Genomic DNA, 14,272 nt, shown 5'->3' on the forward strand with positions numbered 1-14,272 from the left:
CTTATTATTATGAAAATTGTTATTGCTCCTGATTCTTATAAAGAAAGCCTAACGGCAATGGAAGTGGCTACCGCGATTGAAGTCGGCTTTCGCCAAGTCATGCCAAATGCTGAATACCACAAATTGCCAATGGCTGATGGCGGTGAAGGAACCGTTCAGTCATTAGTTGATGCGACAGACGGCACGATTATCGAACATACGGTTACCGGCCCTCTTGGCGAGCAAGTAAAAGGGTTTTATGGCCTAATGGGCGACGGTAAAACCGCAATCATTGAAATGGCAGCAGCATCTGGTTTGCACTTAGTGCCAGCAGAAAAACGTAACCCGTTACTGACCACCAGTTTTGGTACTGGCGAACTAATTAAAGCCGTTCTTGACCAAGGTGTTGAGCATATCATTGTGGGTATTGGCGGTAGCGCAACCAACGATGGTGGTCTTGGCATGGCACAAGCGTTAGGCATCAAAATGCTTAATGCTCAAGGTAACGAACTAGGATACGGCGGTGGTGAATTAGCACAACTTGCGCGTATTGATATGTCTGGTATAGATCCTCGCCTTGCAAAGATCAAACTTGAAGTCGCCTGTGATGTGGATAACCCATTATGTGGATTAAAAGGTGCATCGCATATCTTTGGCCCACAGAAAGGGGCGACTCCTGCAATTGTTGAACAGTTAGATACTAACCTTGCGCACTACGCTGAGATAATCAACGTGCAGTTAGGCCAAGATGTAAAAAATATTCCCGGTGCAGGTGCCGCTGGTGGTTTAGGTGCGGCCTTACTCGGACTGTTTAATGCAAGTTTACGCCCTGGTATCGATATTGTGATGGATGCCGTCAATTTTACCGATATCGTCTCTGATGCTGATTTAGTCATTACAGGTGAAGGGCGTATTGATAGCCAAACCATTCACGGAAAAACCCCGATTGGCGTTGCACGTGCAGCCAAAAAGTTCCATATACCAGTCATTGGTATCGCAGGGTGTTTATCAAACGACTGTGATGTGGTTTACGAACATGGAATTGATGCCGTATTCAGTGTGGTACCACGTGCAATGGCATTATCTGATGCTTTCGAGGAAGCTGCATTCAATGTTCAGATGACTGCACGTAATGTTGCAGCGATGCTAACTGTGGGTCGACAATAGCTGTTAGTCAACAATAACAGTTATGCTCGGTTAATTCGGATAATACATTCCCCTTGTCTCCCCCTAAAACAAGCTCCAAAAAAAAGCTCCCACGTAAAGTGAGAGCTTTTTAATGTCTAAGAAACAGTCGTATTATACGGCTTCTTGAATTATCACATCAGCAGCTTTCTTAGTATAAGAATCCATGCGATGGAAGTTCAAGTAACGGTATGTATCTGCCGCTGTCGCATCAATCTGCCTCGCGTACTCTAGGTATTCTTCCATTGTTGGAATACGACCTAAAATAGCCCCTACCGCAGCAAGCTCTGCCGACGAAAGGTACACATTCGCCCCAGTACCTAAACGGTTCGGGAAGTTACGGGTTGATGTTGAAATAACCGTCGCTTTATCTGCAACACGTGCTTGGTTACCCATACACAGTGAACAACCTGGGGTTTCAATACGCACACCAGCACGGCCAAAGATGCTGTAATAGCCTTCTTCAGTTAACTGATCACGGTCCATCTTCGTTGGCGGAGCCACCCAAAGACGAGTATCAAGCTGACCACCGAATTTCTCAAGTAGTTTACCAGCGGCACGGAAATGACCGATGTTCGTCATACAAGAGCCAATGAACACTTCATCGATTTTCGTACCTTGAACATCAGATAGTAGACGCGCATCATCTGGATCGTTTGGCGCACAAAGGATCGGTTGATCAATGTCTGCTAAATCAATTTCGATAACATGTGCGTATTCCACATCTTTATCAGCTTCCATTAATTCAGGATTCGCTAACCACTCTTCCATCGCGGTAATACGACGTTCAATCGTACGACGATCACCATAACCTTCAGCGATCATCCACTTCAGCATAACGACATTAGAGTTTAGGTATTCTGAAATAGATTCAGGCGATAACTTAACAGTACAACCTGCAGCACTTCGCTCAGCAGACGCATCAGATAGTTCAAATGCTTGCTCAACACTTAAGTGTTCAACACCTTCAATTTCTAATATTCGACCAGAGAATTCGTTGATTTTTCCTGCTTTTTCAACAGTCAATAAACCTTTCTGAATCGCAAAATAAGGGATCGAATGCACTAAATCACGCAGGGTGATCCCTTCTTTCATTTCGCCTTTGAAACGAACCAAAATTGATTCTGGCATATCAAGAGGCATTACACCTGTTGCGGCTGCAAATGCAACCAAACCTGAACCCGCAGGGAACGAAATACCCAGAGGGAAACGTGTATGTGAATCACCACCCGTGCCAACAGTATCAGGTAATAGCATACGGTTTAGCCATGAGTGAATAACACCATCACCAGGGCGTAACGCAACACCGCCACGATTCATAATGAAATCTGGCAATGTATGGTGAGTATTGACATCGATTGGTTTTGGATATGCTGATGTATGACAGAAAGACTGCATGGTTAATTCAGCAGAAAAGCCAAGACAGGCTAGATCTTTCAGTTCATCACGCGTCATAGGGCCTGTAGTATCTTGCGAGCCTACCGTGGTCATTTTAGGTTCGCAGTATGTGCCAGGACGAACGCCTTCAACACCACACGCTTTACCGACCATTTTCTGTGCAAGGCTATAGCCCTTGCCAGTATCTTCCACGGTACCCGGACGACGGAATACATCTGAAGACGGTAAGTTCAGAGCTTGACGTGCACGATCGGTTAAACCACGACCGATGATCAATGGAATACGACCACCAGCACGTACTTCATCAATCAGCACGTCAGTTTTCAGGGCAAACGTCGAAACAACATCACCACTATCGTGGCTACGAACTTCACCTTTAAATGGGTAAACGTCAATCACGTCGCCCATATTCAGTGCAGATACATCAGCTTCAATCGGTAGTGCGCCTGCATCTTCCATTGTATTGAAGAAAATAGGGGCAATTTTACCGCCAAGTACATAACCACCAGCACGCTTGTTGGGTACATATGGAATGTCATCACCCATGAACCAAAGCACGGAGTTAGTCGCAGATTTACGAGAAGAGCCCGTACCCACAACATCACCAACGTAAACGAGTTGATGGCCTTTTTCTTGTAGCGTGGCGATTTGTTTAATTGGACCTATTGAACCCTGCTGATCAGGTTCAATACCTTCACGTTCACTCTTTAACATCGCCAGTGCGTGAAGTGGAATATCAGGGCGAGACCATGCATCAGGGGCGGGTGACAAATCATCAGTATTTGTTTCGCCAGTCACCTTAAATACGGTTAAAGTGATTTTTTCTGCCAGTGCAGGTTTAGATAGGAACCACTCAGCATCTGCCCATGATTGGATCACTTGCTTTGCGAATGCGTTACCTGACTTGGCTTTCTCTTCTACATCATAGAAAGAATCAAACATTAGCAGAGTGTGAGAGAGCGTTTTCACTGCAATTGGAGCAAGCTCAGCATCATCAAGCAGCGAGATAAGTGGTTCAATATTATAACCACCCTGCATAGTGCCAAGCAGCTCTGCCGCTTTTTCTTTACTTACGATTGGAGAGGTAGCATCACCCGTTGTGATTGCTGCAAGAAAACCCGCTTTAACATAAGCGGCTTCATCTACGCCAGGGGGAATACGATTTGCTAACAGATCAAGCAGTACAGATTCTTCACCCGCTGGTGGTGTTTTTAACAACTCAACGAGAGCAGCAACCTGCTCAGCATTTAACGGCTGAGGGACAACTCCTTCTGCAGCACGCTCTTCGACGTGTTTACGGTAGGCTTCAAGCACGACATATTCCTCTTATTACGGTTTAGTTTTTATTAACTAAACATCCTTGGAAGTGATTGACCTCTCCGATTTCTCGTATCATTTAGACAGGTATATACAGCACCAAATACGTTCGGAAGAGATCAAAACCGTTCAAACACCATACCATTTTTAACTTAAAATTAAAATCCACTCGTTTTTTACAACATTCACACTTTCGAGAAAATTACAGCTGTAATACGAGAATTCACAGTTAATTAAAAGGCACCACCGATGAATAAGTAGAAAGAATCATAATTTTCTTCTGTTCGACCATAAGCTAATAGGAAAGGTCCAATAGGTGAATTAATGCCAGTAAAGACACTGCCAGCCCAATACAGAGGCAAGTCATTAAATGAGGTTGACGATTCGTTATATACCCCACCCCACTCTATTGAACCACCGATATACACGGGCGATTTGAATAAACCAAAATCATAATCAGTAATACGGTAACGGTAAATTGCAGCAGAGAATATTTTATTGTTGCCCACTAAGCTGTTTTTAGGGATACCTGAAAGATTAAGAAAACCACCGATTTCTTTCGGGTCGAGTTGAATGTCTTCTTCTGACTCTACATGGCCAAATTCAGTTTTGCCCATAAATGTATGACGTTGATAGGTATAAGCCCCTTTCCATGCAATGTCTAAGTGATAGGCAAGATCAGTACCTTGGAGCCTCTCACCATCAACCGTCCAATCCACACTATCATCAGAAAGAGCCAACTCAATACTGAATAAATTGCCTTTACTGGGTAGTTCAAAGTCATCGAGTGTATCGATATTGTAGTTAACATACCCAACACGGCTGTTACGTTCTCTAACCCCTAAAATTGTACCCGCTAAGCCTTGATAATCAACCTCACCAATAATGTAGCGGTATCCCAAGCGCATTTCTTGCCACAGCATAGGCTGCCAGCCAACAGATGCATCAAATGTTGTGGTGTTATAAATAGTGGGTATAAATAGCTCAGTATCACTTAACTTAGGTTCATCATCATCGTCATCACCAAGTGCCAGATATTTATTGCTCTTATCATACTCTGCGCGTAGTAAGCCAAACCACTCTTGGTCACTAATAAAAGGCATATATATTTCTGTGGCAGCACGTTTGTTATAACCGTATTCAAGCTCAGTTCGCCATTCAGCCCCTGCTTCACTTAAACCAGTGACATTAAAGGCCACGCCAATGGAGTAATCGGTAGAATTTTTAAAGTCATCTTCCATCGCAAAACGAAAATCAAGATAATTAGGTCCCCAACTTTTTTCAGTAACATCAACGAGAACAATGTTTTTATCATCACCTTTCTCAATGCTGTAATTAATACGCTCAAAACGATCAAGCGCATAAAGGTTGCGCACACTTTCGGCTAATTGTTCAGAACTCATCTTTTCGCCTGAATGCAAGTCGAGGCGATCGAGCAATGCCTGATCTGAATATTGACTGTTATTTACTAAACGAACTTCATCAATATACAGCTCATCAATACGAGTGAGTTGATTGCGGCGTGCTTGCTTGTGATCGATATAATTTTGAAAAGGAATTACGCCACCCAGTTTAGATAATTGAGGGCGCAGAGCCATTGTGGCTAAATATCCGATATCATACGCATCAACCATACGATCAAAATCTGTTGTACCAATACCTTTCGTATTCGGTCGAATTAAATAATCATTCTTTGTCAGTAATTTTTTTTGTTGCTCTGCATTATTGGTCACCATGAAATCAGTCAATTGATCCATAATGGCAAAGTAATTATTGAGCTCATCGCGCTTTTTAAAGTCATTACTAATATCAACCGCAATAACAATATCAGCCCCCATCGCTTTCACGACTGAAATAGGTAGGTTATTGGTTATTCCTCCATCAACCAATAATCGACCATCAAGCTCCATTGGAGGTAATATGCCTGGAATTGACATACTCGCTTGCATCGCTTTCGCCAAATCACCTTTATCTAATACCACGGGTTTCAGCGTTTCAATGTCACTGGCGACTGCTCTAAAAGGGATAACTAAATCATCAAAACTCGCGAATTCAGGCTGATTACCAGAGGTAGAACGGATAATTTCTCCCATGTTTTGTCCTTGAACAAAACCTTTGGGCACTTTTAATTCCCACAGTTCAAAGCCAACATCAGTTTTAATCTGAAAACGGTCTTCTTGGTGTTTTTCGCGCACACGGCGATCGCTACGTTTAACACCGTCTTGATATCCATCACGCCAGTTGATCGTCTCAAGAAAAGACTCGATTTCATCAGCACTCATACCAGACGCATATAAGCCACCGACATACGCCCCCATGCTGGTGCCTGCAATGTAATCAATCGGGATATGCATCTCTTCTAATGCTTTTAATACCCCAATATGTGCCGCCCCTTTTGCGCCGCCGCCCCCTAACACAACACCGATTTTAGGCCTTTCTTTCGCGACAGCATCGAAAGAGAGAACAAAAGCCAAAAAAGTGACGAAAATCACTAAAGTAATGTAACGGACTGGCAGATAAACATTAGAATAACAGTTTGTAATCGATGGCTTAGCAAAGGTCATTGTTTTTGTAATCCGTGCTCTGAGTATTTTGCTCATAACTATTAAAATAAAGACAATCAATTTAATGAATTTCAATCAGGTAAGTATTAAACAAAAACTGATCTTCGCCATGGTCGTTGCTGTTCTTTCTTCGACGGCTTTAGTCGGTTTTATCAGCCAAAATCAAGCCCGTAACGTAGTGGAAACACGCCTGTTAGAATCAGAGCTTCCCGCTACCTTAATGCAAATCAGAAATACTATCGATAAAGAAGTATCGGTATTACAATTTGCGGCTCAACAACTCGCCTCAAATCGATTCATTCTTGAATCTTTTAAACAGACACCCTCTGAACAATCAAACACCCAACTCATTCAAGTACTGAATGATATCAGAACCCAATATGATTTGTTCGATGCTTCCATAGCCGATCGCACAACGGGAGACTATTGGAATCAAACAGGTTTTTTACGCCGCTTAAATCAGCAGCAAGATAGCTGGTTTTTTGGTTTTATCAATAGTGGCGACGAAAAGATGCTTAACGTTTTCCGTGAAAACAACGGAGATGTAAAACTGTTCGTCAACTACCAGCAGCTAAATGGTAGCGGAATGGCAGGTTTATCAAAATCGCTTGATGACATGGTAGCTTTTATTAATCAATTTAAGCTAGAAGAAACAGGGTTTGTTTACCTTGTCGATGCTAAAGGTGCAGTACGACTACATAAAGACAGCAGTAAGATGGGTAATACTAGCCTGACTCAAATGTACAATTCTGATGTTGCCCGTACCCTACTCAATAAAAACAACGTTAACTTTTCTGAATATACAATCGCAGGTAAAGATACGCTGCTTGCTACTAGCTATATTCCCTCAATGGATTGGTATGTAGTCGCAGAGCTTCCTAAAGAAGAAGCATTTTCAGCATTGAACCAAGCACGAAATGAAATAATGATCTGGACTGCTATCATTGCTGTTACTTTCATTTTTATTGCGATTTGGTTAGGCACCAATATCACTCGCCCTATCGAACGCCTTGCTGTTGTCTTTAAAGATCTAGGAGAAGGTGAAGGCGATTTACGTCATCGTATCGATGTGCAGGGAAAGGATGAAATTGCTCAGCTTTCTGTCGGCTTTAATAGCTTTATTGGGAAAATTCATTATTCCGTAAAAGAGGTCGCTGAAACAGGGAATTCACTGCGTGATGCTGCAGAATCTGTTGCTTCACAAGCACAGACCACCTTAGATAACAGCCATAGCCAGCGTGACCGTACCATTCAAGTTGTTACTGCAATCAATGAAATGGGGGCAACAGTCAATGAAATTGCGGGTAATGCCGCGAATGCAGCAGAAGCAGCACACAACGCTGAAGAAGAAACGAAAAATGGTCAGCTTGTTGTCGCTCAAGCACGCGATACAATAAATCAACTGGCGAATGATGTTGATCAGGTGAGCGAGGTGATTGGCTCGCTGGCACACAATACTCAAGCGATTGGCAGTATTCTCGATACCATTCGCGGTATTTCAGAACAAACCAACCTATTGGCATTAAACGCAGCAATCGAAGCAGCCCGTGCTGGTGAGCAAGGTCGTGGGTTTGCTGTGGTCGCCGATGAAGTGCGTAATTTAGCCAGCCGTACGTCTGATTCAACCAACGAAATCCAAACAATGATCAATCGCCTGCAAGAAGAAGCTAGTGATGCCGTTACCGCAATGCAACAAAGTCGCCAGCTAACATCAAATGGTGTTTCTGCAGCCGATGAGGCATCTGGTGCACTGATTTCGATTAGCGATCGAATTGTCTTAATCTCAGATATGAATACCCAAGTCGCCACCGCCACAGAAGAACAGTCAACGGTAGTGAATGACATTAACTGTAATATTGAAGAGATTAACGAAACCACACAACGTACTGCAGAAACAGCGTCAGAATTAGCCGATTCCAGTCAATCATTACGGGATTTATCAAAACGTCTTGATGATATGGTTGGTACCTTCAAACTATAATATTCAGTCTTACAGAAAAGGAGAACTACGGTTCTCCTTTTACTTTTTTGCGAATCAAAATACAAAGAAAGTTCACACCTAGAGCAAAAAAATCTCACCTATTAGTGCTAATTTCCCCTACCACCACTGCTTTCTCGTTACATATTTTCATAATCAACAATCTGGCACCATTTTTGATTCATCTCCCTCAACAGGGGAAAAAAATTATGGATAAACGATTCTTAGCTACTTTATTACCAGCAGCAATGATGACCAGCAATGTGGATGCTGCAGCATTTGATACATGCCCGTATACCGCCTTTTTACTGCAAGAAGCACAAACCAAAGTGTACGGTGTCAATCTATCAACAGGTGCTTACCAAACATTACAAACCAATGTGGGTATGAGCGGTAACCTTAACGCGGCTGGCTTTAATGAGGCCGATAACTACATTTATGCCTACAACACGACCTCTAACCAGGTAGTAAAGGTTAGCAGTGATTTCACAGCAGTCGCCCTACCCGTAACGAATCTTTTATCGTCGAATTTCTTCGTCGGTGATGTACACAACAACATATATTACCTTTACCGTTATGGTAAAGGGTTATACAAAATACAGCTCGATAGCACCCAATCCGACTACCTCAATTTAGTACAAGTCACGGGCAGTTATACAAAAATGCGCCTGACTGATTTTGCCTTTCATCCTGCTGATGGCAACATTTACGCTATCGATAATAAATACGGTTACCTATATCGTATCGATCCCGCGACAGGAAATAAAACAACGTTGGGGAATGCTGGCGTGACAGGCACTTTTGGGGCCGCCTATTTTGAAGCCAGTGGTCAGTTTTATTTCAGCCGAAACCAAGACGGTAATATCTATACTGTTGATATTTCTGATTCTAACAATATTATCCCTATTGCGACTCTCTTCGCTAAAGGGCCGAACTCAGGGCTCAATGATGGAGTACGTTGTGCTTCAGCCCCAGCAGCCGTAACGGAAGTCGATTTAGGTGATGCGCCTGATAGCTACCTCACCGCTATCGCTGATAATGGTCCTCGTCATGACCTCACCACCGCAACAACACTCTATTTAGGTACCGTTGCTGGTGATGCCGAATTAATCGCCACCGAAAGTGATGATAGTACCGGCGCTGATGATGAGGATGGTGTGATATTTACCTCATTAGAAAATGGGGAAACTTCGCTTATATCTGTGACAGCCAATGATACGGGTTACCTCAACGCATGGGTCGATTGGAACAAAGACGGAGACTTCCTCGATAACAATGAAAAAGTATTCGATAGCAAGTTATTGAATGCGGGGATGACCTCATTGTTTCTCAATGTGCCAGATTTCGTAAGCGAAGGACAAACCTGGGCAAGATTCCGCTTTAGCAGCCTCGCCAGCCTGCCACACTACGGCGGCGCACCCGATGGTGAAGTCGAAGATTATGCTATCACCCTCGAAAATAGCCAATTAAGTACTTATAACTACGGTCCTTTCACCGCAGCATTTGAAGACAGCTGGCCGATAGAGGGCGACTTTGATCTGAATGATGTCGTGATGCGCTACAGTGTTGAAGTCAAAGCCGATCCCAATTATAACGTCAGCCAAATTACCCTTCGCGGCACCCTGCAGGCGATGGGCGCAGATTACTTCAATGGTTTTGCTATTCATTTGCCAGAATTAGCACGCAGTGTTGTCAATGAAGCCGATATCCTGTTCACCAAAAACGGGGAGCTGAGCACTGATACCGCACTAGAAGCGGGGCAAAGTAATGTGGTGCTCGTGATCTCAGAAGACTTGCGCGCAGATACCGCCTCGACCTGTCGCTTTTTCCGTACTCAGGAAGCCTGTCAGGAAATTGAACGTTTTACCTTCTCACTCACTGTTCCACTTCAGGCTAATACCAAACTATGGGCATTACCAGCCCCACCGTATGACCCGTTCATTTTTGGAACGCCAGAAAAATACCACGGAGATAGTGCTGTTACTGGACGCGCATTAGAAATCCACCTAGACGATTACGAGCCAACTGATTTAGGCGTGGCCAGTATCAACTTAATGACTACCCAAGATGACAACAGTGATTTAGGGGCTGGCAGTGTTTATCGAACCCAAAATGGTTTGCCTTGGGGCTTCATTCTCACTGAAAGCTGGGTACACCCGAAAGAAAGAACCGATATGCTCAACGCCTATCCAAGATTCTTCGATTACGCAACACAAGGTAGCAACGTGGATTGGTACACTGCAGGTAAACGCATCAGCACCCACTTATATGGATTGGAATAGGGAGGTAACCACCATGAAGATATTACACATTACCGTAGCGATAAGCATACTTGCCTTGGGGTTAACCGCCTGTGGTGGTGGGGATGGCGATAACAGCACCAATAACACTGCCGCCGAAACACCTAATGAAAGCGTCGTGACGACACCAACTATACCTGCCCCAGCTATTGCCGAGAAAACAATGCAGGATATTATTGTTGATAAGAATTATGACTTCTCCACAAGCTATACGCTACCAACCAATATAGATATAACCCAGCATACCGATAAACGGGCTTTTATTGGTTTCTATACCGATTGGTCCACCAACGCAGCGGGCGATAAAATACCTAACCCTGCCTCACAACTCGTGTTGCAAACAACCGATGACGGCGTATTTAATAACGACCTTCAAATTGGCAAGCATCAATCCCAGTTACTATTTGTCGTACTGTTTACGGACTCGCAATTATCGACCATCACTAAGCTATACGATATCACACCAGAGCAAACGCTAAATTATCCATAAAGCAGCATTGTAAAAAACTATCGCTTAAAAAATAGTAGACATAAAAAAGGCGCCTTATCGGCGCCTTTCTAGCAAATTAATGGAAGAGAATTACTTCTTCTTTTTCTTTGCTTTTGCGTTTGGTAAGTCAGTGATACTACCTTCGTAGATCTCAGCAGCCATACCAATTGATTCATGCAGTGTTGGGTGTGCGTGTACAGTTAACGCAATATCTTCTGCGTCACAACCCATTTCGATCGCTAGACCGATTTCACCAAGAAGCTCACCCGCATTTGTACCAACGATAGCACCACCGATAACACGGTTAGTATCTTTATCGAAGATAAGCTTAGTTAGACCATCAGCACAATCAGATGCGATTGCACGGCCTGACGCAGCCCAAGGGAAGCTTGCAGTTTCGAAGTTAATGCCTTCAGCTTTAGCTTCACGCTCTGTTTTACCAACCCACGCAACTTCTGGTTCCGTGTAGGCAATTGAAGGAATCACTTTAGGATCGAAGTAGTGCTTCTTACCAGAGATAACTTCAGCAGCAACGTGACCTTCATGCACACCTTTGTGAGCAAGCATAGGTTGACCTACGATATCACCAATTGCGTGAATATGAGGTACGTTAGTACGCATTTGCTTATCAACGTGAATGAAACCACGCTCATCGACTTCAATACCAGCAACGCCAGCATCAAAAAGTTGACCGTTTGGAACACGACCGATAGCAACTAATACTGCATCGTAACGGATAGGCTCAGCAGGTGCTTTTTTGCCTTCCATTGATACATAAATACCGTCTTCTCTTGCTTCAACCGCTGTCACTTTCGTTTCTAGCATTAGGTTGAACTTGTTCTTTATACGCTTGGTATAAACTTTAACGATATCTTTATCTGCTGCAGGGATCACTTGATCAAACATTTCAACAACGTCGATCTTAGAACCCAGTGCGTGGTAAACCGTACCCATTTCTAGGCCGATAATACCGCCACCCATAACAAGCAGTTTTTCAGGTACTTCATTCAGTTCTAGCGCGTCTGTAGAGTCCCAGATACGTGGATCTTCATGAGGGATAAACGGCAATTTAATTGGACGAGAACCCGCCGCAATAATTGCGTTATCAAAGTTAATGGTTGTCGTTTCTTCGCCTTCAACAACGATGCTGTTAGGGCCAGTAAACTTACCGAAACCGTTAACAACCGTAACTTTACGCATCTTAGCCATTCCGCCAAGACCGCCAGTTAACTGGTTAACAACCTTTTCTTTCCAAAGACGGATCTTAGAGATATCTGTCTGTGGTTCGCCAAAAACGATACCGTGGTCGGCCAGCGCTTTCGCTTCTTCAATAACTTTAGCTACGTGAAGTAGCGCTTTCGATGGGATACAACCCACGTTCAAGCAAACACCACCAAGGGTGCTGTAACGTTCGATGAGTACTGTTTCCAGACCCAAGTCAGCACAACGGAAAGCTGCGGAGTAACCGGCAGGACCGGCACCAAGTACCACGACCTGGGCTTTGATTTCTTTGCTCATCTTGACCTCGTTATAGTCATTTATCCCTGACAGGCTAAAATAAAGATTCGATTTTATTGTTTTCCGACCTGAACACTTTACAGATGTGTTAACAGAGTGAAAAATAAAATCGTGTAGCCTGTGAGCTAGACAACAATTCCGGCATCAGATTTTTGCACTGATGCCGAAATTTAGCAGTAATAACCTTACTGTTCTGATTTTTATCTAAACAGCGATTTATATATCAAATAAGTATCGGCAGTACGAATTACAGTACTAAGCGACGAATATCAGATAGACAACCGTTTAGGTAAGTAATGAAACGTGCACCTTCAGCACCATCGACCACACGGTGATCGTAAGATAGTGATAGAGGAAGCATTAGGCGAGGTTCGAAATCCTTGCCATTCCATACAGGTTTCATTTCAGACTTAGATACACCTAAGATACCCACTTCTGGTGCGTTCACGATTGGTGTGAATGCAGTACCACCTAAGCCACCAAGGCTAGAGATAGTGAAACAGCCGCCTTGCATATCAGATGCAGTTAGCTTACCAGAACGTGCTTTCTTAGAAATAGCCATTAGCTCTTCAGATAGCTCGTAGATACCTTTCTTGTTCACATCTTTAAAGACAGGAACAACTAGACCATTAGGTGTATCAACCGCGATACCCACGTTCACGTACTTCTTCAGGATAAGGCTTGCACCGTCATCTGAAAGAGAAGAGTTGAAAGATGGGAATGCTTCAAGTGCTTTCGCAACAGCTTTCATGATGAACACAAGTGGCGTGATCTTCATGCCTGTATCTTTCTTCGCTTCAATCGCGTTCTGCTCTTTACGGAATGCTTCCAGAGCCGTGATGTCTGCGTTGTCCCACTGTGTAACATGCGGGATCATTACCCAGTTACGGTGCAGGTTAGCGCCAGAAATCTTCTTGATGCGAGATAGAGGCTTCGTTTCAATCTCACCAAACTTGCTGAAATCAATTTTCGGCCAAGGTAGAAGACCCAGTGCAGAACCGTCGCCACCTTTAGCTGATGCAGCTGCACCAGATTCAAGACGCTTAAGTGCATCTTTCACGTAGTTTTGTACGTCTTCTTTCTGGATACGGCTCTTACGACCAGTACCTTTAACTTTAGAAAGGTTAACACCGAATTCACGAGCAAGACGACGAACAACAGGAGATGCATGCGCATATTCGTTGTTTTCTTGGAAGTCGCCAGTTGTTGCTGGAGCTGCTGCTTGTGCAGGCTTAGCTGCAGGAGCAGATGCTGCCGCTACTGGAGCTGCCGCTTGAGCAACTGGTGCAGGTGCTGCGCCAGCTACTTCGAAGACCATGATCAAAGAGCCCGTAGAAACTTTATCACCAGCAACGATTTTGATTTCTTTTACAGTACCAGCAAACGGTGCAGGAACTTCCATTGAAGCCTTGTCACCTTCTACTGTAAGAAGAGATTGCTCTTCTTCGATGCTGTCGCCGATAGCAACCATGATTTCAGTAACTTCTACTTCGTCACCACCGATATCTGGAACATGTACTTCTTTCAGCTCAGCCGCCGCAGG

Annotated in this window: 8 protein-coding genes; 4 read left to right on the forward strand and 4 right to left on the reverse strand. The window is 43.8% G+C overall.

Annotated features, from left to right (window positions below; genetic code table 11):
• The first annotated feature begins 9 nt into the window (after positions 1-9).
• Complete coding sequence (locus C9J12_RS26405; protein WP_107245652.1) at positions 10-1,146, forward strand: glycerate kinase; 1,137 nt, start codon at positions 10-12, stop codon at positions 1,144-1,146.
• 132 nt (positions 1,147-1,278) lie between these two features.
• On the opposite strand, the gene acnB is transcribed toward C9J12_RS26405, so the two are convergent.
• Complete coding sequence (gene acnB / locus C9J12_RS26410; RefSeq protein WP_107245654.1) at positions 1,279-3,876, reverse strand: bifunctional aconitate hydratase 2/2-methylisocitrate dehydratase; 2,598 nt, start codon at positions 3,874-3,876, stop codon at positions 1,279-1,281.
• A 236-nt stretch (positions 3,877-4,112) separates the two neighbouring features.
• On the reverse strand, positions 4,113-6,443 hold the full coding sequence (locus C9J12_RS26415) for a patatin-like phospholipase family protein (RefSeq protein WP_107245657.1): 2,331 nt from the start codon (positions 6,441-6,443) through the stop codon (positions 4,113-4,115).
• A gap of 64 nt (positions 6,444-6,507) precedes the next feature.
• Between C9J12_RS26415 and C9J12_RS26420 the strand changes: the two genes are divergently transcribed.
• The 3 genes from C9J12_RS26420 (at position 6,508) to C9J12_RS26430 (ending at position 11,211) form a co-directional block, all read left to right on the forward strand.
• Complete coding sequence (locus C9J12_RS26420; RefSeq protein ID WP_107245660.1) at positions 6,508-8,424, forward strand: methyl-accepting chemotaxis protein; 1,917 nt, start codon at positions 6,508-6,510, stop codon at positions 8,422-8,424.
• 206 nt (positions 8,425-8,630) lie between these two features.
• Positions 8,631-10,703, forward strand: coding sequence for an LruC domain-containing protein (locus C9J12_RS26425; RefSeq protein WP_107245662.1), 2,073 nt, complete (start codon positions 8,631-8,633; stop codon positions 10,701-10,703).
• 13 nt (positions 10,704-10,716) lie between these two features.
• On the forward strand, positions 10,717-11,211 hold the full coding sequence (locus tag C9J12_RS26430) for a hypothetical protein (RefSeq protein ID WP_107245665.1): 495 nt from the start codon (positions 10,717-10,719) through the stop codon (positions 11,209-11,211).
• A gap of 90 nt (positions 11,212-11,301) precedes the next feature.
• Here C9J12_RS26430 and lpdA read toward each other — a convergent pair whose 3' ends face one another.
• Together lpdA and aceF are read right to left on the reverse strand one after the other, a co-directional pair.
• On the reverse strand, positions 11,302-12,729 hold the full coding sequence (gene lpdA, locus C9J12_RS26435; protein WP_107245667.1) for a dihydrolipoyl dehydrogenase: 1,428 nt from the start codon (positions 12,727-12,729) through the stop codon (positions 11,302-11,304).
• Between the two features lie 247 nt (positions 12,730-12,976).
• The coding region (gene aceF / locus C9J12_RS26440) for a dihydrolipoyllysine-residue acetyltransferase (protein ID WP_107245670.1) at positions 12,977-14,272 on the reverse strand (1,296 nt) is incomplete at its 5' end.

Origin of the sequence: Photobacterium frigidiphilum (genome assembly GCF_003025615.1) — a bacterium.
Classification (GTDB): domain Bacteria; phylum Pseudomonadota; class Gammaproteobacteria; order Enterobacterales; family Vibrionaceae; genus Photobacterium; species Photobacterium frigidiphilum.

What these genes read in the sequence shown, in the direction of transcription:
- C9J12_RS26420 (WP_107245660.1), top strand. Translation starts at nt 6,508, where the DNA reads ATGAATTTCAATCAGGTAAGTATTAAACAAAAACTGATCTTCGCCATG.
- C9J12_RS26415 (WP_107245657.1), bottom strand. Translation starts at nt 6,443, where the DNA reads ATGACCTTTGCTAAGCCATCGATTACAAACTGTTATTCTAATGTTTAT.
- C9J12_RS26430 (WP_107245665.1), top strand. Translation starts at nt 10,717, where the DNA reads ATGAAGATATTACACATTACCGTAGCGATAAGCATACTTGCCTTGGGG.
- C9J12_RS26425 (WP_107245662.1), top strand. Translation starts at nt 8,631, where the DNA reads ATGGATAAACGATTCTTAGCTACTTTATTACCAGCAGCAATGATGACC.
- lpdA (WP_107245667.1), bottom strand. Translation starts at nt 12,729, where the DNA reads ATGAGCAAAGAAATCAAAGCCCAGGTCGTGGTACTTGGTGCCGGTCCT.
- C9J12_RS26405 (WP_107245652.1), top strand. Translation starts at nt 10, where the DNA reads ATGAAAATTGTTATTGCTCCTGATTCTTATAAAGAAAGCCTAACGGCA.